Consider the following 23,919-nt stretch of genomic DNA (forward strand, 5'->3'; position numbering starts at 1 on the left):
TGATAGTCTTACCCGATGGTAATATCTGATTGCCTCTTCTATGATACATTATTGCGTTGACAATTAATCCACCCTGCTTATTAAGGGGGGTTAGGGGGGATCTGGCCCTAAGAATGACGATCGCACGCACCCAACAACTCCTGACAAACTCCCTCAAAACACTGCAACACATCAACATTCGTAAACCTGACAACTTGCAGTCCATACCCCTCGAAAATCCCTGTTCTTTCCGCATCATATTGTTTCCCCTGTTCGGTAAAATGACTCTCGCCATCAACCTCAATTACCAATCTTAAAGCAGCACAATAAAAATCTACAATAAAATTGTCGATCGGTCGCTGTCTCAAAACTCGAAAAGGGAAATTTCTCAGAAAATCTTCCCAAAGTCTCTTTTCGGCTGGAGTTGGATTTTGCCGAAGTTCCTTGGCTATAGGGATGAGTTTTGGGTTGTAAGGTAGGTGGAAATTGGAGTCGTTTAATTTGGTCATCATCCTCCTAATCTCGGATCGATCCCCCCTAGCCCCGCTTAAGAAGGGGGTAACAAGAGTCTTCTCAAAGTCCCCCTTCTTAAGCGGGGACAAGAGAGTTCTCAAAGTCCCCCTTCTTAAGGGGGATTTAGGGGGATCTCCGGGGGATAAAAATTGTTAACGCAAGCGTATTTGGTCATCATCCTCCTAATCTCGATCCGGAGATCCCCCCTAGCCCCCCTTAAGAAGGGGGGGACAAGAGAGTTCTCAAAGTCCCCCTTCTTAAGGGGGATTTAGGGGGATCTCCGGGGGATAAAAATTGTTAACGCAAGCGTATTTGGTCATCATCCTCCTAATCTCGATCCGGAGATCCCCCCTAGCCCCCCTTAAGAAGGGGGGGACATGAAGCACTCAAAGTCCCCCTTCTTAAGGGGGATTTAGGGGGATCTCCGGGGACAAGAGTTTAACTGCCTAATCTAATCTCAAACAGCATAAATCAAAACTCCACAATATTTAAAATCTTCCTGCTAAATGGGCAACCGTTAATGCTAGTTGAACAGGCTGGACAGGTTTGGAAATATGCATTTGAAAACCAGCTTCGATCGCCCTTTGCCGATCTTTATCGCTCGCATACGCAGTCAGCGCAACGGCTGGGATTTCTCCTCCGGCTTCCGCAGCAAGGGTTCGCACTTCTAGAATTAAGAAATACCCATCTTCCTCTGGCATTCCGATATCGGAGATTAGCACGTCGTATCTGCCGGGGTTTTCCTTCATAGCAGCGATCGCACTTCTGGCAGATGCAACTGTCAAAACCTCAGCCCCGTAGCTTTCGAGCACAAATTCTAAGAATTCCCGGGTATCGAGCCGATCGTCCACAGCTAAGATGTGCAAGCCTTCCAAAGAGGGGACGATATCGCTTGAGGCGTTTACAGGCGCTACCAAAGCAGTTTGCTCTAAATCGATCGCCGGTGTCAACTTTTGAGGCAACCATCGCAGCGGGAACCTCAGAGTCATTGTAGTTCCTTGTCCCTCACCCGGACTTTCGGCTTGCACCGTTCCCCCGTGCAATTCTACCAGATGGCGCACGATCGACAAACCCAATCCCAGCCCTTGATTAGCCTTACTGGTGCTGGAATCGCCTTGATGGAAACGATCGAAAATATACGGCAAGAATTCTCGCCGAATGCCTTTTCCCGTGTCGCTGACTCGAAGTTGAGCGAGATCGTCGATCGCAAGCAGCGTGATTTCCACTCGTCCCCCCGCTGGAGTAAACTTAATGGCATTAGACAGCAGATTCCACACAACTTGCTGCAAGCGAGCAGCATCACCTAAAACAGGCGCAGAAATCAACTGCGAAACAATTTGAATGTTTTTGGCATCCGCTGATAATTGAACCCCGTCGATCGCACTTTGCACCACCACAACCAGATCGATCGAACTGGTATTGAGAGTCAATTTGCCGCTCGTAACCCTGGCAATATCCAGGATATCTTCGATTAACTGAGATTGCGCCCTCGCGCTCCGCTCGATCACCTCTAGAGCGCGATCGGCGGCTGCTTCCTTAAGCTGGCCGGAGCGCAGCAATTGTGTCCATCCCAGGATCGGAGTCAGGGGATTGCGGAGCTCGTGGGAGAGATTCGCCAGAAATTCATCTTTACCACGGTTGGCAGTTTCTGCTTGTTTGCGGGCAAACTGTTCCTGCTCCAATAACTGCGATCGTACTGTCTCAAACTGCTTGCGCTCCGTGATATCTTCGATCGACAACAGAATCATTAAAGCTCGATCTTCTCGTTCCAGTTTACAAGCATTAAGCAGCATGGTTTTCTGCCCGATATGCTCAAACAGGTGCTCCAACTCAAAGTTTTGAAGCTGAACATCACTCACCAGAATATCTTCCAAAATCCATCGCAATTGGGGGATATTCCACTGCCCGTTGCCTAGATCGAACAGAGAAGATTTTGCTGTTTCTGACTGTGAAACCTGAAACGTTTCATAGAACGATCGATTTGCAGTGTTGACTCGGAAATCAGGATCTAGGACGACTAAAGGCGTTGGAGCAGTTTCCACGATCGCCTCAGCATAATTTCGGGATTCCTCTAAGGTTGCAGCACTGCGTTTTAGCGCGTCAATATCAATCAAAACCATTACCGCACCGTCAATCTTGTTTTCCGTTGTGCGGTAAGGACGAATGCGGAGGTTGTACCAATATCCCGCTTGAGTTTGAACTTCTTGTTCTTTCGTGTGGAGAGTATCAATCACCTCCAAAATCATCTGTTCCAAGTCGGGAACGTTCAGAGTCGATCGGATGTCGCTAAAAGGTCGTCCCACATCTGTGGGAATCAGACTAAAAACTTGCTGTGCCGTTGGCGTAAAGCGTCGAATCTGTAAATCGTTTGTCAGCATTAAGATCGGGATATTGATACTCGCAAGCAAATTTGTCAAGTCGTTATTGACCAGGCTTTGTTCAATATTTCGGCTGCGAAGTTCCTCGTTAGTGGTGGTGAGTTCCTCGTTAGTGGCTTGAATCTCTTCTTTTGCAGTTTCTAGCTCCTCGTTGGTGCTTTGCAACTCCTCGTTGCTCGATAGGATTTCTTCGTTGGCAACTTTGAGGTCTTGGTTGAGACTTTCCTGCTCCTGGATCACCGCTTCCAGTTGCGATTGAGCCGCAGTTTTTTCTTGGTGAGCGGTTGCAAGTGCCTGCATCAGCAGCTCAATTTCGCGCTCTAAATCACCTTGCTCCAAGCTTTCAGAAGTAACAGTGTTGAGGCCCGGCGCCGCGGGTGAAGCTTCTTCAAATAGCACCAAAAAGTAGCATTCGACGAGCTGTGGCCCGAAGGGAATCACCTCAAAATTGACAATACTCGATCGTCCGCCCGATTCAACCGATACCCCTTCTTTCCTAACGGTCACGTTCTGCGTCCGTACCTGATAAATCGCGGTGCGAAGCTCACCCAGCAAGCCTTCCCTTGCCATTGTCAGCAAATTTAAGTCGGGCGTTCCGAATGCCAGTCTCAAGTAAGGATTGATGTCTCCCCGCACTTGCAGGATGTTCATCTGCTCGTTGACAACCACACCTGCTGGGGCATAGCGATGCAAAATCAGTTTGTCTGTTTCTCGCTGTAAATCAAAGCTATTCGTAAAATTTTCATTGCTTTCCTGCCGTTGGCGTACTTTAGCGACGGGATAGGAACTCGGCGTAAACGAAAAAGTGGCACGAGTCTCAGTCAACTTTTTGGCATAAATTTTAGACTTTTTATCCACAGAAGTAAACAAGTATGAAAATTTTCCGGTACTCTCAGAAGTGCCTAACAGGAGAAAGCCAGTTGGGTTAAGACTGTAATGAAAAATGGGCATCACTTTTTTTTGCAATGAGTCTCCCAAGTAGATCAGCACATTGCGACAGCTAACTAAATCGATATTGGAAAAAGGCGGGTCGCTGCCTAAGTCTTGTCGCGCAAATACACACATTTCGCGGACTGCCTTGCTGATTGTATAGCTACCTCCTTCTTGGGGAATAAAGAAGCGAGTGCGCCGCTGCGGTGAAACGTCTACCATCTGGTTTTCCGAGTAGACGCCAGACCTTGCTTTGCCGATCGCCTGCTCGCTAATATCCGTGGCAAAAATCTGGATCGGAGGCGGGATGATTTGAGCGCTCAAAAACTCTAACAAACAAATGGCGATCGAATAAACTTCTTCACCTGTGGAACATCCCGCCACCCAAATCCGAATCGGAACTTCTGCCGATTTATTTTGGGTAATCGCGGGGAAAACCAGCTCTTTTAACTTTTGAAAGGCTTCGGGATCGCGGAAGAAACTGGTAACGTGGATCAGGATTTCTTCATACAAAGCTGTGACTTCAGCCGAATTTTGTCGAAGATATTCGGCGTAATCCTCCAAGCTCTCCAGCTTGTACAACACCATCCGTCGCTGGATGCGTCGAGCGATCGTGGTGGGTTTGTAGTGGCTAAAATCAACGCCTGCGGTCGATTTTAGCAGCGCAAAAATAGTTGCCAGGGCATCTCCCTGTTCGGGCGATTCCTCAATTTTTGTCAGGAGAAGCGGGTCAGTGAGAAGGGGACTGTGACTGTAGTTTGCCAGTTCCTCGGCAATTTTTTCCGGCGGCAGAACAAAATCGACATTCCCTGTGGCAACAGCGGTAGTCGGCATACCATCGAATTTTGCCGTGTCTTGGGATTGAGCAAAAGTCATGCCTCCGGCTGCTTTGATTGCCTTGAGCCCCAGTGAACCGTCTCCGTCTCCCCCGGATAAAACTACGGCAATTGCTTTGTGCCCGCGATCGATCGCCAATGAGGTAAAAAACGCATCTCCCGGCATATATTTGCCATAAATCTTCTCGCGGGGTGATAGTTGCAACACGCCTTTACATAGCACCATCTTGGTGTTGGGCGGAATCACGTAGACTTGATTCGGCTCTACAGCTATGCCGTCTTTTACCTCATTAACAGGCATTTGCGTCGTTCTCGCGAGGATCTCGCTCAGCAGACTTTTGTGATCGGGGGCTAAATGCTGAATCAGCACGAACGCCATACCCGTATCGGTGGGTAAATGGTTTAGTAACTCGGTGAATGCTTCCAACCCTCCTGCTGAGGCGGCAATCCCGACAATCGGAAAGGGGGCTTCGGTTTCGGGTAATTGTTGGCTGTCGAGGGCGGCTGGTGCGATCGATTCGGGTGTATTTTCTGGAGATAATTGATTAGAAGTCATGATGTGAAGTCCTGGACTTCAGTTATTTAGCAGCAAACATATCTGGTAAGCGTGCGGCTAAGTAATTCGCACTATGTTGATTAGAGCTTATTTTGCCTTCGGGTCGCAAGTAGCTTAATGATGAGTTGTAGCTTTTAAGTAGGGACACCGCACCGTGCTCTTCTTGGTGTCAACTTAAGCTGTCAGTCCAGCCAATCCTCTCGCTCACCCTCCAGTCCGCCAGGGAATGAATTCCCTGTCTAATAGCGAAAGTCCTCGCTATGAGGACTAATATCAATTCCGGTTGCATAGGAATTAATATAACCCAAAATCAGGACACGGCAGTGCCGTTTCCCTACAATTAATCTGGCGTAGGGACACGGCACTGCCGTGTCCTCTATATCATTCCGGCGCAGCCGGAATTGATATAATGAGTTCTTCAGTCCTCATAGCGAGGACTTTCGCTTTGAGGCGGGGGTTTCAACCCCTGCCGGACTCAGGGACTGAGCGAAACAGCGTTAAGTTGACACGCCTTGGACAATGCCGTGTCCCTACCCGTTATCTGTTGCAGAGATTGCTATCAAAGGCTGGCAATAACCAGGTATATTTGCTTACCTAATTAGCTTCTTTTAGCGACCCCGCCCGCAGACAGCGCGATTACAGATTCCGTATTAATTCTAGCCGTATAAGCGACTTGTGCGCCTTGTATCCCCTTTAAATCTTCAACTCGTTTTTGAATTTCGGAGACTCCAGCAGTTTTTAATGCTGTTAAAAATGCTTGGTCATCATAAACTTCTTCCGAAAACGAAACTTCGTCACTTTTAGAAAGATTTTGAATGCGGGCGGCTTTGTTGACTGTGGAACCAAAATAGTCGATCGAATTATTAAGATTTACCAGCAAAGCCGTACCTCGGTGAATGCCAATTCTGACTTGAATCCACTCTGATTGTTTCCGAGTTGAGTTGTACTCTCTGAAACAGGCCACAGCAGCGGCCGCCGCCATAATTGCTTGTTCGTTGCTGATAAAAGAAGCCATAACGGCATCGCCGATGGTTTTAATTACTTTACCGCCAAATTTCTCGATCGACTCAAAGAAAATTTCAAAATGATCGCGCACAATATTGTAAGCTGTGGTATCTCCCAGGGTTTCGTACATTCTGGTAGAACCGGTAATATCAGTAAACATAATAGTAATCGCCCGAATCTTGACTCGCTCTCTTTTCGATATTACTCGATCGCCGAACAAACGCTTGTAATCCGGGTGATGAAGCAGTTGGATTCCTGACAGCCGCAGGGGGAGTTGTTCTAATGTCAGTTCGTCGGGCAATTCATCTGAATGCAAAATCAGCCCAGATAAATTGTGTTCGGTATTAGTTAATTCTATCTTAACTTTTCCCGGACGCACCGTCAGCTCTGTTTTGTCAAAATCTTTGCCGGCCAACTGCTTGAGTTTAATTTCTTGTATGCTTTCTGTTTCTTCGCCTTCAACCTTTAAAATCCCTTTAGCTAAAGTCAGGGGACAGCAGTACCGATATCGACCTTTTTCTAGGGTGACAGTCTCGGATTCGGTGCAGAAGAGAGGCGTTACCAGTTGCAGTTTGTTCTGGAGCACGGGAGGGGGAGCGCAGACGGGCCGCAGTTGCGGGTCTTCGATTTCTTTGTTCAGGGAGAAAGTAACTTCGACGCGATCGAGCAAATCAATTTTAAACTCGCGATCGCACATCGGGCAAAAAGACATTTCTGATGTGTCTGCCAAATCCTGGAATTCGTCTGCTATCATGTTGCAGTGCGGACAGTGAATATCCCAATGCAAATCAAAAGCGCCGGCTTTTACTCCGTGCAGAAATTCCGAAGTAATTCTTTTAACATTCTTGACTGTATCGCCTGCGACGTAGTAAGGGTTAATCCGCAATCTCTGCAAAATGTGGGAACCGATTAACCATTTTTCGATTTGGTCGATCGTTCCTTTGCTAGAATTGGGACGTTTTTTGAGTTCTTCTAATTTTTCTTTCAAAAGTTCGATGTTCATTATCAGCTTGCCTTTGAGCGTCAGGGCAAGAAATTTCTAAGCATTATGTTGTATATTTTGCTCGTCTGGTTTGTTCTTGCCTGAGAATTATGATGAGTTTGCCCCTGTGCGGATGTCCCTGATGTTTATAAATCTTAACAAATTAGCAGGCTAAAGGCGATGTTTCTTTAGGCAGAGCGATCGCTTGTGTGAGTTAAAAGGGCGATCGCTGCATCTGTCTACCGGAAGATTTTCCATGATTGCGAAGGCTCTCTGGAACTTACGGTAATATTTTTACCTAATTAGAGAAGCAAGCTAATACGCGATCTCGAAAGTTATTAAAGTTAGAAAAGCCATATCCTTTCTCCAGTATAAAAGTATTATTATACTCCATAACCATTATAACCTATGAATTTTTGTGAATCATTTAGAAGTGCTATATAAATTACCGAGCTAACGATCCGCAGGGAATTGAAATCGTAAATTCTGTACCTCGACCTAAAGTTGAACTCACTTCTAGCATACCAGAGTGTTTCTCAATTACAATCTGCCGTGCGATCGCCAATCCCAATCCCGTCCCTTTTCCGACAGTTTTTGTAGTAAATAGATGATCGAAAATACGGCGTTTTACTGCTTCGGGCATCCCTAAACCATTGTCTCGAATGTAGATAGCAAGCTGGTTTGAATTAGTCAACAATTCAGTCTTGATAGTTATTTCTTGCGGATTTGCTTTCAGTTCTGCAAAAGAACGAGTTTGTGCCATTTCATCAAACATATCGATCGCATTCGCCAGAATATTCATAAACACCTGATTTAACTGACCGGGAAAACACTCAATTGAGGGGATGTTATTATATTCTTTAAGGATCTGAATTTCCGGCCGTTCCTCCGACGCTTTGAGGCGATGTTTGAGAATCATGAGCGTGCTATCGATACCATCGTGAATATTGAAAGGTACTTTGTAATCCTTGTCGGCGCGGGAGAATGTCCGAAGGCTGGTGCTGATGTTTTTGATGCGATCGCATCCCACTTGCATGGAAGCAATTATTTTCGGAAAATCTTCTAGAAGATACTCTAAATCTATCTCTTCTGCATGGTTTTCAATATCAGTAACAGAGGCTTTTGAATAGTGTAAATTTAGGTGTTCTATCAAGTCGCTTAAATTCTTTTCCGCTTCCGTTAAATTGCCAGCAATAAAACCAAGTGGATTGTTAATTTCGTGCGCTACTCCAGCGACTAGATTACCTAAAGCTGACATTTTCTCGCTTTGCACAATTTGTAATTGAGTTTGTTCTAGTTCTTGAGCATAGTTTTGCGCCTGTTGATAAAGTCGAGCGTTAACTAAGGAAATGGCAGCTTGAGTGCAGAGAAAATTGATAACAAGAATGCGATCGCTTGTAAACACCCCCGCCGTCGCTTCATTGTGCAAGTACAGAATACCTACTAAATCTCCTCTATCGATAATCGGCAGGCACAAAACACTTTTTGGCTGACATTGAAGTAAATAATCACCAATTACAGGTAAATCGGTTTTCAAGTTATCGATCGCTACCACTTCTCGCGCGTTCTTAACGTACTGAATCAGTTTAATGGGAATATTAGGATTATTATCTAAAGAGTCCGATCGTAACTCAGTCATTGCGGGTGTTGCGATCGCTCTCACTTGCCATTGGTTTCGCTCGGCAAAAAGCAAGACACATCGGTTAGCACCAGAGTTTTGGAGAATAATGTGAGTCAGTTGTGGGAGTAACTCATCTAGTTGAATTGTGCTTGAAATGGCTTGAGCGGCTTTGAGAACTGAAGAAAAGTCGATCGCATCAGAAACAGCGGTAGTACCCCCAGAAGAGTGAGTGGATGTACGAACAGAAATGCTACTTGCTGTGGCAAAACTTTCTAAAGGATTGAGGCTGAGTGTTTGTTGATATAGGATGGGCTGAAGTAGTTGAGGATAGCGCTGTTCCAAATCCTCAATTTTGGCTTTCGCACCCCAACGGGTGTAGCAGTAATACGCTTCCTGCATATAGCCAGCGGCAACTTTTTCTTTACCCCAATTGAGGTAGAATTTGGCAGCGAGTTCGTTGGCGAGTGCTTCCTCTTGGATGTAGCCGTTTTCTTTGGCTAGGGCGATCGCTTTGTCATATAGCTCAATGGCTTCTATCTTCTGTCCCAAAACTCGGAATTTTTCTGCTTCTACCAACTGCCATTTATGCAAAAAATTCATGGGGGCGTGTTCTGCCCAATTTTGCAATTTAGCTTGATTTTCTTGCACTCGTTGCAGTAGTTGCTCTCGTTCTAACCCCTGTATATCTGACAACTCTGCAAGCTGAGTCAGTGAATCATAAAAATGGAATACCGTAATTTTGAAAGACCCAGGTGCAGCCGCCAGGTATTGTTTGGTGGAGTCTGCTACGTCTTTAGCATATTCCCATTTTTGAAAAAGGTAACAAAGAATCAGCTTGCTGATATAAAGCACAGCAAGCTCGTACAAATCATCTACTTTTTGCTGTGACAGTATCATTTCTTCGTCATACACTGTCCCCTGAATCTGCCAAGGGTATTCGCACTGACCCAGTAAATTTAAAACTGATTGGTGAAAAATTTTGACATAATTGTGCGCTACTTGTTTAAGCTGTCGCAACGCTTGATTGTACGCCATCATCTCCTGTTGCAAAACCGAGAGTTCTTTACCGGAGAAAAAGGACAAATAGCAGTAATTCCAAGCACAGTAGCCAGCATATTCCAGCGCTCCGTTTTCTAAACCGCTATGGTATCCTTCAACTAGAGGCTTCAGAGAAGCCTGAATGTGATATTTCCAGGGTTTTACAAATGGATATACTAAGTTGTAAGTGCTGGCCTTGAATTCATTACTTTTGAACCGCAACAAGAGTGCTAACGCCAGTTCCCCGGCTTGATTACCCTCATCAATCGCGCCCATCACACCACACAAACTCACCCCGTACCAGGCATAAGCCGATGCCGACACTGCTGCATTTCCATATTGCACTGATAGTTGCACTTGTTTAAATACAACCAACGGCAAAAGGGCGGGAACTGCTACATAGACACCCGCTGTCATCGATGCCAAAATTCGGATTGCTGCCATTGCTTCCTGGTCTACCATTTCTGGCAGTTCCAATAATGTTTGCAGTTGTTTTCCTGCTAGCATCGTCTGGGTTTCTTGCAAACTTTGAGCAATATCTATTTGTGTGGGTTCCTTTGGAAACGCCACGCCCAATAACTCCAGCACGGAGAGGGCGGTTTTAATGGCTTCTAACTGGTGACTCTGAGCCACATCCGCCAAAATTTTGACTTCGTAAACTTTCACCTTGTCTAACAATTTCCGTGCCTGCTGGAACACTGCATCCACAAAATGTTCCATTTGTTGGAAATCACCACTTAGACAAGAAACTTCTGCGGCTAATTCGTACAGTCCTAAAGTCAGTTTGTAGCTTTGTTGCCAACCATCACTAGGTAACAATTGAATGCCTGTGGTTAAATACTCCATTGCTGCCCGATAAGCGGTTGACGATTTTACCTTTTGTGCCGCAGCTAGGTTGAGTGTTGCCAGTTCGAGGCGATCGCCTAGTGATGCGATCGCCTCTGCACCCTGGTTTAATTGATTGACAATCTCTAAGAGTTTTTCCTCTCTTTCTGCTAGGGGAGTTGCCTTCAATAATTGCTGTCCAATTTTTAAGTGAGTCGGCTGTTTTCGAGTGTCAGGAATCAGGGAATAAGCCGCTTGTTGAACGCGATCGTGGAGAAATTTATAATTAACTGTTTGCTCTACCTTTTGATTAATATTTTCTTGCTTCTGCCCTAGATAAAACTTGTAAACTTGACTTTGAGGTATAATAAATCCTTCCTGTAGTGCTTTCCACAAGTTGGCTGCTGTTTCTGACTGAGACTTTTCATAAACGATCGCCAACGTATTCAAATCAAACTGATTCCCAATACAAGCCGCCAACTTCAACACATCCTGCGTTTCTATGGAAAGTTTCTGCAATTGCTGCGCCATAAACTTCACCACATCATCCGTCTGCGCCGCTTGACGCACCTTAGCGATGTCACATTGCCAATATCTTACCTCTGTCTCGAAACTAATCAACCCATCCTGATGTAATGCCTTGAGAAACTGGGTCGCAAAAAAAGGATTTCCTTTGGTTTTTTGATAGACCAATTCCGTCAGCGGTTGTGCTAGTTCTGCCGAACAATTGAGTGTATCTGCCACCAATTGATTCAAACTTTCCTGACTCAATGGCGCCAGGGTCATCGTATTCACCGTCGCCCCGGCTTTTTTCACTTCATCCAACGTCAACATCAACGGATGCACGGGAGATACTTCGTTATCTCGATAAGCGCCAATCGCCAGTAAATAACCAGCTTGTGATTCAGCTATCAGCAACTTCATTAAATTCAATGATGCCGAATCTGCCCATTGCAAGTCATCTAAAAACATCACTAAAGGATGTTCTGGATTAGTAAATACTTGAATGAATTTTGGGAACAGCAAATTAAATCGATTCTGTGCCGCTGCACCGGATAGTTCGAGTGCAGCAGGTTGTTTGCCAATAATTTGTTCTAGTTCGGGGATAACTTCAATAATTACTTGCCCATTATCCCCTAAAGCTGACAGAAGTTTTGTCTTCCATTTTTCTAATTGGCTATCCGATTCCGAGAGTAGTTGTCCCATCAAATCGCGGAATGCTTGCACAAAAGCACTGAAAGGAATATTGCGATTGAATTGGTCAAACTTACCTTTGATGAAATAACCCCGTTGCCTAACAATGGGCTTATGCACTTCGTTGACGACTACGGTTTTTCCTATTCCAGAAAACCCGGCTACTAACATTAACTCGGATGTGCCATTAGCAACGCGATCGAAGGCTTCTAGTAATGTCTTAACTTCTATTTCTCTGCCGTAAAGTTTTTCGGGAATCAGGAAGCGATCGCTCAAATCCCTCTCTCCCAAAACAAAATCTCGAATTTCCCCCGTTTCCTGCCATTGCTGCCAACATCTCTCTAAATCGTATTTCAATCCTGCTGCACTCTGATAGCGATTTTCGGCATTTTTAGCTATTAATTTATTGACTATTTGCGCTATAATTGTCGGAATTTCTGGCTGTAATTCCTTTATATTAGGAGGTTGCACGGCTAAATGACAGTGGATTAATTCTAATGGATCGTCGCTTTCAAACGGCAATTGTCCCGTTAGCATTTCGTAAAACGTCACACCCAACCCATAAAAGTCACTGCGATAGTCAATTCCTCTATTCATCCGCCCAGTTTGTTCTGGGGAAATGTAAGCTAGAGTTCCTTCTAAAACATTTGGGTTTTGAATTTCTTGAGTTTCTCGTGGCAGTAATGAAGAAATGCTGAAATCTGTAATTTTTATTTCTTGAGTATTGGGGTTAATCAGAATATTTCCCGGTTTGATGTCTTTATGGATAATGCGTTCTTGGTGCAGACTTTGTAAAATATTAGCTAATTTGACAGCAATCTTTAAGAATTGGTGAATTGCCAACTGTTCGCTTTGTTTTCTGAGATATTCTTCTAAAGATATTCCTCCAAAATCTTCCATGCTCAAGATGTAACGGTTTTGAGCGAATTCTAAGTTGTATATTTTAACTATTCCAGCTATATTTAAGTTTTGACCGAGGGCATATTGATTCCTAAATTGGATTAGCTCGCTAAAAGTAGGATAGTCTTTTTGTAACAACTTTAGCACGACGGGAGCTTGACTATCAATGGGGAGGGCGCGATAGACAGCGGTGCGAGTGCCGGAGTATAGTTGTTCGACGATCCGATAGCCGGGAATTTTCTGCATGAATTTAATTAAGGTCAATAATTTGATAGTTGGAAATAATTATAACCTGAAAAAAATCGCTCGACAAGTAGTAAATCTTACATATATAGGAAATACAGGAGATTCCACGCTTATAAAGTACACCCGTAGGGACACGGCGAAAGCCTTTGTCCCTACACTTCATAAACCTGGAATAGGCTGTATTATAGCAACCGTTTTCGTCGGCGCCGGACGCAATGCGTAAGACCGCCTCGATCGCCAAAACGTAAACAATCAAACTGAGCGAGAAGTTTACGAATTCGAATTTTTAGCCAAGACCAGCATTGTTCAATGCAAGTTGAAATCTGGAGAGTACGGCGGTAAATATAACAGTCTACATCTTACACTTTGAGTCTATTCCTGAATCCGACCACCTTTATGAAACGTGGCATGATCCATCACCACCACCTGTCCTGTCACAAGTGTTGGAAGTAAACTTGTTTCTAGCCAAATTTCAAAACTGTTCGATTACACGCTCCAAGGACTGTAAAAGGGGCGATAAATTTTTGGTTACAAAAAGCATTCGCTATCGTATTTACCCTAGCCTCGCGTCGCCCCGATTGCAGTGCATGGAAGCGTTGACCTCGTTCATTCCAAGCATAATCATATTGATAAGCTGTTCTGCATTTAAATTGTCTGTCAAAAAACAATCAAACTCTTGTGGGGTGGGCTTCTAGCCCGCCCCGAATATGCAATTTAAATGCGCGACAGCTTATCGGCTATCCAGGCCTGATTCATCAACATACACAATCCGATCCGGAGGGATGCTTGACAACTAAATTAAAAAAGCCTGCCACTTGACTTCATCCCGATCGCAATAGCGGTAGGTCTTTTTTTTCGAGTAAACCCTATTTTTTTCAAGGCTCGTGAGATCGTGCGTGAAGCGAAGCTATCCCGATCGTGAATTGCTAATCTCACCCTCCCAAAGTTTAGCCATCTCCACCTGGGTTTTATCCCCATTAGTTTTGGCAAACTCACGGAATTTTTCAAGCGTCAGTAATTTTATGACCGTTACCCGGAGGCCCGTTTGGCAATGCTAGAAAGTCACCTGTTTGGGTTTGTCGCTTCAACCACAAGCCGATCGTGTTGCGACGCTCTGTTGAACACTATACTTGCTGAGCGTAATCTTTAAGCCATCTAGCTTGATAGCTTGAATAACCGCATGACGTAGGTCGTAGCTGTAGGGTTTGGCCGTGAGTCGTGCGTTAGCGAAGCTTGCAGAAGAGGATCGCAAGGCGAGCAAAAGGGACTATTTCCAGTTTACGCCATAACCGACGAAAGCGGTTGCTATAATTGATGATTGTAATTGGGACGTTTAAGGCAAAAAAAAGAGGGGAAATCCCCTCTTTAAATCACAGTGACTGCGATGTTATTCCACCATCGCAGGAGAAATTTCTTCCTCTACATCTAATACTGCTTCGGGTGCTGCTGCTTCAGGTGCTGCTGCTTCAGGTGCTGCTGCTTCAGGTGCTGCTGCTTCAGGTGCTGCTTCCGGCACATCCTCTTCCATTGCTGAGGGCACATCTTCGAGTATTTCGTCGGAGATATCATCATCATCAGTTGAGTCGGCAGGAACGTCTATGCCTGCTTTAGCTTGCTTTTGAGCGAGCATTTTCTCGCGGAACTTAGCTGCCATTTCCTCAGCTTTTTCGTACACCAATTCGCGATTTTTGACCATCGCGCCCGGTTCCGGTTCCAACTGCTTGGTGGAGAGAGAAATCCGCCCTCTCTCGGCATCCAAGTCAATGATCATCACTTTCACTTCGTCGTTGACATTGAAGACGCTATGAGGCGTATCGATGTGATCGTGCGAAATTTCGGAGATGTGCAGCAAGCCGCTGACTCCGCCGATGTCGATAAAGGCACCGTAGGGCTTGATACCGCGCACTGTACCGATGACAACTTCCCCGACTTCGAGGCGGTTCATCTTGCGCTCGACTAAGGCGCGGCGGTGACTCAACACTAGGCGGTTGCGGTCTTCGTCTACCTCTAAGAATTTTAATGGTAATTCTTCGGCGACCAATTCTTCCTTCGGTTTGCGGGTGCTGATGTGAGAACCGGGAATAAAGCCTCGCAAGCCTTCTATTCTCACGAGTGCGCCGCCGCGGTTGGTGGCAAATACTTGCGATCGTACTGTGGCATCTTCTGCTTGCAGTTGTCGCACTCTTTCCCACGCCCGCATATACTCGATGCGCCGGATGGACAGGGTTAATTGTCCGTCTTCATTTTCATCGGTTAGAATGAAAAATTCTCTGGTTTCGTTTGATTGCAATACCTCTTCAGGGCTTTCCACTCGATTGATGGACATTTCCTGAATGGGAATGTACGCTGCTGTTTTAGCACCGATATCAATCAGAGCGCCCCTCGGTTCTATACTAAAAACTGTACCGGCTACTACATCGCCCGGGCTAAAGTGATAGTCATATTTATCAAGTAGGGCTGCAAAATCTTCGTGAGTAAAGCCGATGTCTTTGACTGTGGTTTTGAGATTGACCATGCGAATAGTTTCCTAGGATTTCTCTCCTTCATGTTTTTCGTTTGTGCCGGCAGATATTCGAGATTTTGGTGAAAAAGCGGTTAACTTTTTTCAAAATCTTTTACTAAAGTCAGTTTTTGCTAACTTTTGCCGGGTGCAACTGCACACCAGCGCTTGCCATTACTGTTACTCCATACTCTGTGTTAAAACGTTTAATCTTAACATTCCGAGTCAAGTAGACTATTATAACTTACCCGCATACTGGTTTAAAATTAATTTAAGCGAGCTTAGCTGGGAGTAGCGCAGGATGCTGGGCTTTCTCGATCGACTGCTTCCGAATCCGGCAAATCTGCGTCAAAATTTGTCCCTGTTTCTGTAACTTCAGCTTCGTTGAGGGGATTCTGAAGGTGATTTAGGGTATCTACAAAATCTCGGATGCCTCGAAATTGCCGATATACTGAGGCAAAACGGACATAAGCGACTTCGCTGAGCGGTCGCAGGTGCAACAGCACCAGTTCCCCTATTTCTGAACTGGCGATTTCTCGGAGCGATCGACCTTGGAGCCCGGCCTCGATTTCTTCTGCCAGGGTTTCGAGATGCCCGGAAGACAAACCGGTTTTTTCGCAAGCCCGAATCAGTCCCCTGACTAATTTTGACCTGTCAAAAGATTCGCGCTTGCCGTCCCGCTTGATCACCGTAATCGGCACAAATTCTATGCGTTCGTAAGTTGTGAAGCGGTGCTGGCAGCTCAAACACTCGCGCCGCCGACGGATGCTTTGACCTGATTCGGCTGAGCGCGATTCGAGAACGCGGCTATTTGTGTGTTGGCAGGAGGAACAGCGCATGATTGCTGATTGTAACAGGCATTGCCAGCAAATTACCATTCATCTAACCGCGCGGGGTGTGATGAATGGCTGGACTAGAAAAATGACTTAGCACACACCCGTGAAATAGTCCCGCACCAAATTAGATCGCTATGATGCGGGCACACGGCAGTCCGGTTCAGGATTTTTTGGACTTGCTGGAGGCGTATAGCTAATTATTTGCCAATCCGGGGAGGTTCCCGAAAGGCGATCGCAAAAAATAGTACGCCTAAGGCTAAAGCCAGAATCAAAATGTAAGCAACGCTTTCCATGTTAAATTTTCCCTATCTTCCCTTGCCGTATTATTTTATCTTAATTGCTGGTTTTATTATTAACTAAAAAAACCCGGTTTCTTCAAGAAACCGGGTTTTTGTGCACTGGGGAAGTTTCCCGGCTACCCAGAGGCGGCCGAAATCTAGAGAGATTCTTCTTTTCTTGTGGTCAAGTCGCCCACCTTTTGGAACAAGCCCCACTCGACTTGTTCTTCCATGTCGGACTCAACTCCAGCAAACACGTCGCGGAAAATAGTCCGAGAACCGTGCCAGAGATGGCCGAAGAAGAACAGCAAAGCAAAGCAAACGTGTCCGAAAGTGAACCAACCGCGAGTGGAAGTGCGGAAAACCCCGTCAGAATTCAAGGTTTCGCGATCGAAATCAAATACTTCACCCTTTTGGGCGGCGCGAGCAAACTTCTTAACATCTAGAGGATTATTAAAGGTTTGACCGTTAAGTTCGCCGCCGTAGAAGCTGACAGTAACTCCGCTTTGTTCAAAGCTGTATTTTGATTCAGCGCGGCGGAAGGGGATGTCAGCGCGAACGACTCCATCTTTGTCCGTCAAAATTACTGGGAAAGTTTCAAAGAAGTTGGGGAGGCGGCGAACCGACAATACCCGACCTTCGCTGTCAGTAAATACTGGATGACCCAGCCAAGATTTAGCAATACCGTCGCCGTTGACCATCGCGCCGGCGCGGAACAAACCGCCTTTAGCTGGAGAGTTGCCCACGTAGTCGTAGAAAGCCAATTTTTCGGGAATTTGTTCGTAAGCTTCTTGGAAGCTTTGGCCTCCGGCTAAGCTAGCTTGAGCTCTGCGATCGATTTCTTGTTGGAAATAGTTTCCGTCCCACTGATAGCGAGTCGGGCCAAAAAGCTCGATCGGAGTAGCAGCAGAACCGTACCACATCGTACCCGCAACCACAAAAGCTGCAAAGAACACGGCAGCGATACTGCTAGAAAGTACAGTTTCGATATTCCCCATCCGCAGGGCTTTGTAAAGACGTTCCGGCGGCCGCACTGTCAAGTGGAACAAACCGGCAATTACGCCGACTACGCCCGCTGCAATGTGGTGAGCCACTATGCCGCCCGGATTATACGGGTCAAAGCCTTCAGGGCCCCAAGAAGGTGCCACTGGCTGGACGTGACCGGTCAGGCCGTAGGGGTCGGACACCCACATTCCCGGACCGAAAAGTCCCGAAAGGTGAAATGCGCCGAAGCCGAAGCAGAGCAAGCCGGAGAGGAACAGGTGAATGCCAAACATTTTTGGCAAGTCGAGGGCGGGTTCGCCGGTGCGAGGGTCTCTGAAAAGTTCTAAGTCCCAAAATACCCAATGCCAAACTGCGGCTAAGAACAGCAGGCCCGAGAGGATGATGTGAGCGACGGCGACGCCTTCAAAAGACCAGAAGCCAGGATCGACATTACCTTCGCCCGTGATGCTCCAACCGCCCCAAGAACCCGTGACTCCCAAGCGAGTCATGAACGGCAACACGAACATCCCTTGACGCCACATCGGGTTCAGAACTGGGTCTGTGGGGTCAAAAACTGCTAGTTCGTAAAGGGCCATCGAGCCGGCCCAACCTGCCACGAGGGCAGTGTGCATTAAGTGTACAGAAATCAATCGGCCTGGGTCATTTAAGACGACTGTGTGTACGCGATACCAGGGTAGTCCCATTGACTGCGGTTCTCCAAGGTGTAAGTGATGATGTCTATTTTTACGGAAAATTCAGATTCTGAATCCCCAGCAGTTACCTGCTGGGTTTAAACTCTGCCTTTTGCCGAATGCCATCTACCTTCAAAGGTGGAAGCATAAAAATGAAAGTTATTTAAAGAAGTGTATCGAGTGTTAGAACCGATTGCAATATGTTGGGCATTACATTAGTTGCGGGTTGCCCATTTCGCAGCGGGCGGCGATCGTCCCGAGGCGTTCGAGGACTTGCTCGGCATCGATCAGTCTGGTAAGCGTGACGTTGCCGATATTTTTTGCGGGATCGGCGGGATCGAGGGTGGCTCCGGGTTGGACTTCTACCATGAGTACGGCGTCTTCTACGCGGTAGAGCCACATTTTTTCTTTGCGATCCCAAAGGCAGAGGTTGAGCTGTTGGATGTCTGGCTGGCGTCTCCAGCCGGCTGCTGTCCACTCGCCGCCAACCCCCCAGACGCGCCCAATTTTCCAGCCGTCGGATAAGAAGAAATATTTCATTTGTTGTGTACGCTTGTTGAGATTTTTTTGTCTAACATAGCGTAAAACTGCAATTGTACGGAATTATTTAACTGCGAAGAGGCTTATGACGCGAAGGAAGAGTAGAGAAGAAGTAGGTAATTTTCTAGCTGTTGGGGAGCAATCTACAAAATTGTCAGATAAGTTTCGGTCTGGCTAATCGGCAAAAGATCCAATCTTTGATTTTTTATGTCGAGTGCAATTCCCAGCTTTTCGAGGGGGAATACTCCTCACAGGGGCTCGCTTGGGCCTGGAAGTTTTAAACATTCAGATGTGCCTTGTCGCCCTCACAAGGTTGTGGTAATTTTGCCCTTTTGGTCGCTGGCAGTCGATCGCATAATCTTCACTCAATTAATATGCCCTAATTTTATCCTAATCGACCAGCCAACTTCAGATTAAACCAGACATCCATCCGCCTTCATGTGCGTTCATCTGCGGTTAAAAATCACCAATCAATATTTTTGCCAAAAAATCAATCCCAAAACCCTCGACATTACTGCTAAAATAAAGTACGAGTCCTTGCCGCTCAAACGCAGACCATGACCGCACAAACACCAGTACAATTCCAAGACAGTTTCGATATCATCGTAGTTGGTGCCGGACACTCCGGCTGCGAAGCCGCCCTCGCCACTTCTCGCCTCGGCTGTCGCACCCTTCTCCTTACCCTCAACCTCGACAAAATTGCGTGGCAACCTTGCAATCCCGCTGTCGGCGGCCCGGCTAAAACTCAACTCACTAACGAAGTGGATGCGTTAGGTGGCGAAATTGGCAAAATGGCCGATCGCACTTACTTACAAAAACGCATCCTCAACTCTTCGAGAGGCCCCGCAGTGTGGGCGCTGAGAGCACAAACAGACAAGCGGGAATACGCCGCTGTCATGAACAATATTGTTGAAAATCAAGAGAATTTGACCATCCGGGAAGCGATGGTGACAGACTTAGTTTTGGGCAAAAACGAAGAAGTAATCGGAGTTGAAACATACTTCGGTGTCGCCTTTGAATGCAAAGCCGTAATTCTGACAACAGGCACTTTTTTAGGCGGCACAATTTGGGTGGGCAATAAGTCGATGCCGGCTGGACGCGCTGGAGAATTTGCCGCCGTTGGTTTGACGGAAACTCTCAACCGTTTGGGCTTTGAAACTGGCAGGTTAAAAACAGGAACTCCGGCAAGAGTTGACAAACGCACCCTCGATTACACAAACCTGGAACCGCAGCCGGGAGATACAGATATTCGCTGGTTTAGTTTCGATCCAGAAGTTTGGATCGAACGGGAACAAATGCCTTGTTATTTGACTCGAACTACGCCAGCAACTCACCAGTTAATTAGAGATAACTTGCACCTTTCTCCAGTCTACGGCGGCTGGGTTGATGCGAAGGGTCCGCGCTATTGTCCGAGTATTGAAGATAAGATTGTGCGGTTTGCGGATAAGGAAAGTCACCAGATTTTTATTGAACCGGAAGGGAGAGATATTCCTGAACTTTATATCCAAGGTTTTTCTACTGGTTTACCGGAAACTTTGCAATTGCAAATGTTGCGGACTCTTCCTGGTTTGGAAAAGTGCGAGATGATGCGCCCTGCTTATGCTGTGGAGTACGATTATTTGCCGGCAACTCAGTGCTTTCCAACGCTGATGACTAAGAAGATTGAAGGGCTATTTTGCGCGGGTCAGGTGAACGGTACGACTGGATATGAGGAGGCGGCTGCACAGGGGATTGTGGCGGGGATTAATGCGGCTAGATTCGCGAAAAATCAGGAGATGATTGTGTTTCCTCGCGAGCAAAGTTATATCGGTACTCTGATCGATGATTTGTGTACGAAGGATTTGCGGGAACCTTACCGGATGCTGACTTCGCGATCGGAATATCGGTTGTTGTTGCGATCGGACAATGCGGATCAACGCTTGACGACCCTGGGACGGGAAATTGGTTTGATTGGCGATCGGCGCTGGGAGTTGTTCGAGCGGAAACAAGCTAATATTGTGGCAGAGAAAGAACGCTTGTACTCGACCCGGGTGAAAGAACACGAGGAAGTTGGTAAGGCAATTTTTGCTGACACCCAACAAGCGATTAAAGGTTCAATTACTCTCGCTGATTTGCTGCGCCGTCCGGGTTTTCATTATGTGGATTTGGAACGCTACAATTTAGGCAATTCTAGTCTGAAGTTGGCTGAGAAAGATGGTGCAGAAATTGACATCAAATATTCTGGCTATCTGCAAAGACAGCAAAATCAAATCGATGACATTGCCAAACACGAACGCCGGCAATTGCCTGCGGATTTGGATTACATGGCAATTACAACTCTCTCGAAGGAGTCGCGGGAAAAGTTGACAAAGGTGAGGCCATTGACTATTGGCCAAGCATCGAGGATTGGTGGGGTGAATCCGGCTGATGTTAATGCTTTGTTGATTTTTCTGGAAGTGCGAAACCGTCAGCAACCGGCTGGTGTGGGAAAATAATCCGATTTGATACAGTTTGTAGTAAGGACTTCATTCCTTTCTTAAATCTTTGATCTAATAAGGAATAAAGTCTTTACTACAAACCGAGAAAGTCAAAGTTGAATGTTAAAATATAGTAGAACCCTTTCCCGTGCTTGAATTCCAGTTATGGCTGAAAAATTAACAGTTAAAAACTTTGCTGGTATCACAGATTTGGAGATTGAGATCAAGCGCATAAATATACTGATTGGCCCCCAAGCCAGTGGTAAAAGTGTTTGCGCCAAACTTCTTTTCTATTTTAAGAACTTCGTATGGGAAATTTTATCTGTTGTAGAGAACGAGCAGACAAAACGCAATCTAGATTCCAACTATTCCAAAAAATTTGAGGAATATTTTCCTCCTGCTTCTTGGGGAAAACAAGATTTTTTTATCAGGTATGAGATTGCAAACATTTTTATAGAAGTTAGTAAAAAAAAGGAGTCTAAAGGCAAGATTGTGCTCAGCTATTCAGAATTATTCAAGAAGGAATTTACAGAGCTACGCAATTTATTAAAAAAAATAATAGCTCAATATTCTGAAGAATATCCTAAGTATGAGAGTTTCGATCGGCTATATGTAATCAACCAGGTTTTGAGAGATTTCTTTGTAGAATCTTTAGTAAAATCTATCAGTCGAGAGGCAGCGTTTAGTCAGTTGTTTATTCCTGCCGGCCGCTCTTTTTTTGCTAATCTTCAGAATAACATCTTTTCTTTTTTGTCGAGTAATAACGCGCTAGATCCATTTCTAAGAGAGTTTGGTTCAACATATGAAAATATAAAACGTTCCGCTATAGTATCTAGAAGTAGGCTTGCAGAAACAAATGCCAAAGATATACAAGAGGAAATAGACAGGCTAATAGAAAATTCTCTATGTGGGAAGCACGTACACGAAAAAGGGAAAGACTTTCTGGAGGTGGCAGATGGAAGACGGATTAGTATTGCAAACTCATCTTCAGGTCAACAGGAAACATTGCCTCTGACAATCATGCTAGCTGCACTACCTTTTCTAACTTCATCGGGTATCGGGCAGACAGTGTATATTGAGGAGCCAGAAGCGCATTTATTTCCCAGCGCACAGCGTAATGTTGTCGAACTGATTGCTACTGTATTTAATTGTCGCAAGGAGCAACTTCAATTCTTCATAACGACCCATAGTCCCTATATCCTAACAGCATTTAATAATTTACTCCAGGCTGGTCTCCTTTATCAGGAATCCAGCGGAGATGTGCAGCGTCAATTAGAAAAAATTGTGTCTAGATACAAATCAGTAGATGTTTCCGATCTTTCAGCCTATGTTTTAATGGATGGAAAATGCAGTAGTATTGTGTGTCCTGAGACTGGGTTGATAGATGCAAAAGTGATTGATGCTGTTTCTGATGACCTAGCTATTGAATTCGAGCAACTTCTGAACTTAGTTTGAATTTGTATATGAAAAGTATTCCAGAGTGTGAGGAATATAGATGTGACACAAAAATTGTATTGCAGGAAAACAAAAGTAAAATAACTTTCCTCAACCCAAATCAAGACAAAATATTAACAATTAAGGTTGATGGCTGCGCGATCAGTGATAACGAGACTTTGCGTTGTGACTACGCACTTATGCCTTCGGATGAAGTAGAAATATATGTGGAGTTGAAGGGAAGCGATATTGTCCATGCAGTTGCACAAATAGAATCAACTATCCGATTACTTTCGGACAATCCCCAAAAAATCAAGAAGCTATGTTTTGTCGTGTCTACTCGTGTGCCTAGACAAACAACAAGTATACAGCAGCTACAAAGTCAGTTTAAGAAAAAGTTTAATGCTAATTTCCGAGTCAAAAATATTCAAGATGAGTATGATTTAAGCACCAAGGTGGGGGGGTAACTTAGCATCAATCCAAATATTCATGCTGTCAATCGAGTAAAATCAGTGCGTCGTGCAGCAAACAGCAGACAGGCTTGGATGTCTTCAGGTTCCAAATCGGGGAAGTCTTCCAAAATTTCAGTTACACTGACATTTTCTGCCAACATTTCTAAAATATCATTGACCTGAATTCTCATGCCTTGAATGCAAGGGCGACCACCGCACTGGCAGGGTGTTTGGGTAATACGAGTTAACAAGTTATTCCTTGTGCCTCAAGCTGTTTGATTAGAGGTAAGATTCTGTTATTATACAAAAGCTGGTTGCGATCGCGACACGAGAAATCGATAAGGGCGATCGGAGCGGTAGTGATACGCTGCCTAAGTAACCGCAAATTTTAGGTTAGGATTTAGACTTAAAAATCTAGAATTTCTCTGAGCACACTCTTTAGATCATCATTAGCAGGGCGTTTCGCAAACTGCTCATGATTGTAAATCCAAACCAGTCTAATTGTGCAAGTAGTAGCGTTAACCAAGTACATCAGTCTAATTTGCCCCGAAGCCCCTTTTGCAAACCTGATTTCCAATTTATGAAATGTCCAGTCTTCCGGTAACTGAGTTTTTCCGGGTAGAGGTTCATTACGAGAGTTGTGGGGATATTGATCGTCTATCAAATCTTCCAAAGTTTTTCCAATTAGCGCAACAAAGCTATCTCTGTGAACTTTTGCAAGTTTTTTGAAAGAACGCTTGAAAT

The 23,919-nt window shown here is 45.4% G+C and carries 13 protein-coding genes and 1 pseudogene; 3 read left to right on the plus strand and 11 right to left on the minus strand.

The window, feature by feature from the left end; all coding sequences use genetic code 11:
• Positions 1 to 107: 107 nt before the first annotated feature.
• The 10 genes and pseudogenes from QUA02_RS12095 to QUA02_RS12140 all read right to left on the minus strand — a co-directional run bounded on the left by QUA02_RS12095 (position 108) and on the right by QUA02_RS12140 (position 18,833).
• Entirely contained in the window at positions 108 to 491 is a 384-nt protein-coding gene (locus QUA02_RS12095) for an endonuclease domain-containing protein (RefSeq protein WP_333027939.1), read from the minus strand.
• Positions 492 to 980: 489 nt separating this feature from the next.
• Positions 981 to 5,192, minus strand: coding sequence for a chemotaxis protein CheB (locus QUA02_RS12100; protein ID WP_333027941.1), 4,212 nt, complete (start codon positions 5,190 to 5,192; stop codon positions 981 to 983).
• Between the two features lie 598 nt (positions 5,193 to 5,790).
• Positions 5,791 to 7,200 (minus strand): adenylate/guanylate cyclase domain-containing protein, encoded by a 1,410-nt coding sequence (locus QUA02_RS12105; RefSeq protein WP_333027943.1) that lies wholly within the window; start codon positions 7,198 to 7,200, stop codon positions 5,791 to 5,793.
• Between the two features lie 424 nt (positions 7,201 to 7,624).
• A complete protein-coding gene (locus QUA02_RS12110) occupies positions 7,625 to 13,003 on the minus strand; it encodes a trifunctional serine/threonine-protein kinase/ATP-binding protein/sensor histidine kinase (protein ID WP_333027945.1) in 5,379 nt (1,792 codons plus the stop codon).
• Between the two features lie 182 nt (positions 13,004 to 13,185).
• Positions 13,186 to 13,629, minus strand: a pseudogene (locus QUA02_RS12115) (IS630 family transposase); the annotation flags it as partial.
• 761 nt (positions 13,630 to 14,390) lie between these two features.
• A complete protein-coding gene (locus QUA02_RS12120) occupies positions 14,391 to 15,518 on the minus strand; it encodes a 30S ribosomal protein S1 (protein ID WP_333027947.1) in 1,128 nt (375 codons plus the stop codon).
• A gap of 266 nt (positions 15,519 to 15,784) precedes the next feature.
• Positions 15,785 to 16,342: a transcriptional regulator NrdR gene (nrdR, locus tag QUA02_RS12125; RefSeq protein ID WP_333027949.1), complete on the minus strand. Its 558-nt coding sequence runs from the start codon at positions 16,340 to 16,342 to the stop codon at positions 15,785 to 15,787.
• A 194-nt stretch (positions 16,343 to 16,536) separates the two neighbouring features.
• Positions 16,537 to 16,632 carry a photosystem II reaction center protein T gene (locus tag QUA02_RS12130; protein ID WP_083622085.1) on the minus strand — a complete coding sequence of 32 codons (96 nt, stop codon included), beginning with the start codon at positions 16,630 to 16,632 and terminating at the stop codon, positions 16,537 to 16,539.
• Between the two features lie 143 nt (positions 16,633 to 16,775).
• Positions 16,776 to 18,305 (minus strand): photosystem II chlorophyll-binding protein CP47, encoded by a 1,530-nt coding sequence (gene psbB, locus QUA02_RS12135; RefSeq protein WP_333027951.1) that lies wholly within the window; start codon positions 18,303 to 18,305, stop codon positions 16,776 to 16,778.
• A 198-nt stretch (positions 18,306 to 18,503) separates the two neighbouring features.
• Positions 18,504 to 18,833 (minus strand): hypothetical protein, encoded by a 330-nt coding sequence (locus tag QUA02_RS12140; protein WP_332980418.1) that lies wholly within the window; start codon positions 18,831 to 18,833, stop codon positions 18,504 to 18,506.
• Between the two features lie 557 nt (positions 18,834 to 19,390).
• On the opposite strand from QUA02_RS12140, the gene mnmG reads away from it, so the two are divergent.
• From mnmG to QUA02_RS12155, 3 genes are all read left to right on the plus strand, one after another.
• Positions 19,391 to 21,307, plus strand: coding sequence for a tRNA uridine-5-carboxymethylaminomethyl(34) synthesis enzyme MnmG (gene mnmG / locus QUA02_RS12145; protein WP_333027952.1), 1,917 nt, complete (start codon positions 19,391 to 19,393; stop codon positions 21,305 to 21,307).
• A 147-nt stretch (positions 21,308 to 21,454) separates the two neighbouring features.
• Positions 21,455 to 22,744: an AAA family ATPase gene (locus QUA02_RS12150; protein ID WP_333027953.1), complete on the plus strand. Its 1,290-nt coding sequence runs from the start codon at positions 21,455 to 21,457 to the stop codon at positions 22,742 to 22,744.
• An 8-nt stretch (positions 22,745 to 22,752) separates the two neighbouring features.
• Complete coding sequence (locus QUA02_RS12155; RefSeq protein WP_333027954.1) at positions 22,753 to 23,190, plus strand: hypothetical protein; 438 nt, start codon at positions 22,753 to 22,755, stop codon at positions 23,188 to 23,190.
• Positions 23,191 to 23,210: 20 nt separating this feature from the next.
• On the opposite strand, the gene QUA02_RS12160 is transcribed toward QUA02_RS12155, so the two are convergent.
• Positions 23,211 to 23,426 (minus strand): DUF433 domain-containing protein, encoded by a 216-nt coding sequence (locus tag QUA02_RS12160; RefSeq protein ID WP_333027956.1) that lies wholly within the window; start codon positions 23,424 to 23,426, stop codon positions 23,211 to 23,213.
• Between the last annotated feature and the right edge of the window lie 493 nt (positions 23,427 to 23,919).

It is taken from the genome of Microcoleus pseudofavosus SVA1_A4 (genome assembly GCF_036700565.1).
GTDB lineage: Bacteria > Cyanobacteriota > Cyanobacteriia > Cyanobacteriales > Microcoleaceae > Microcoleus.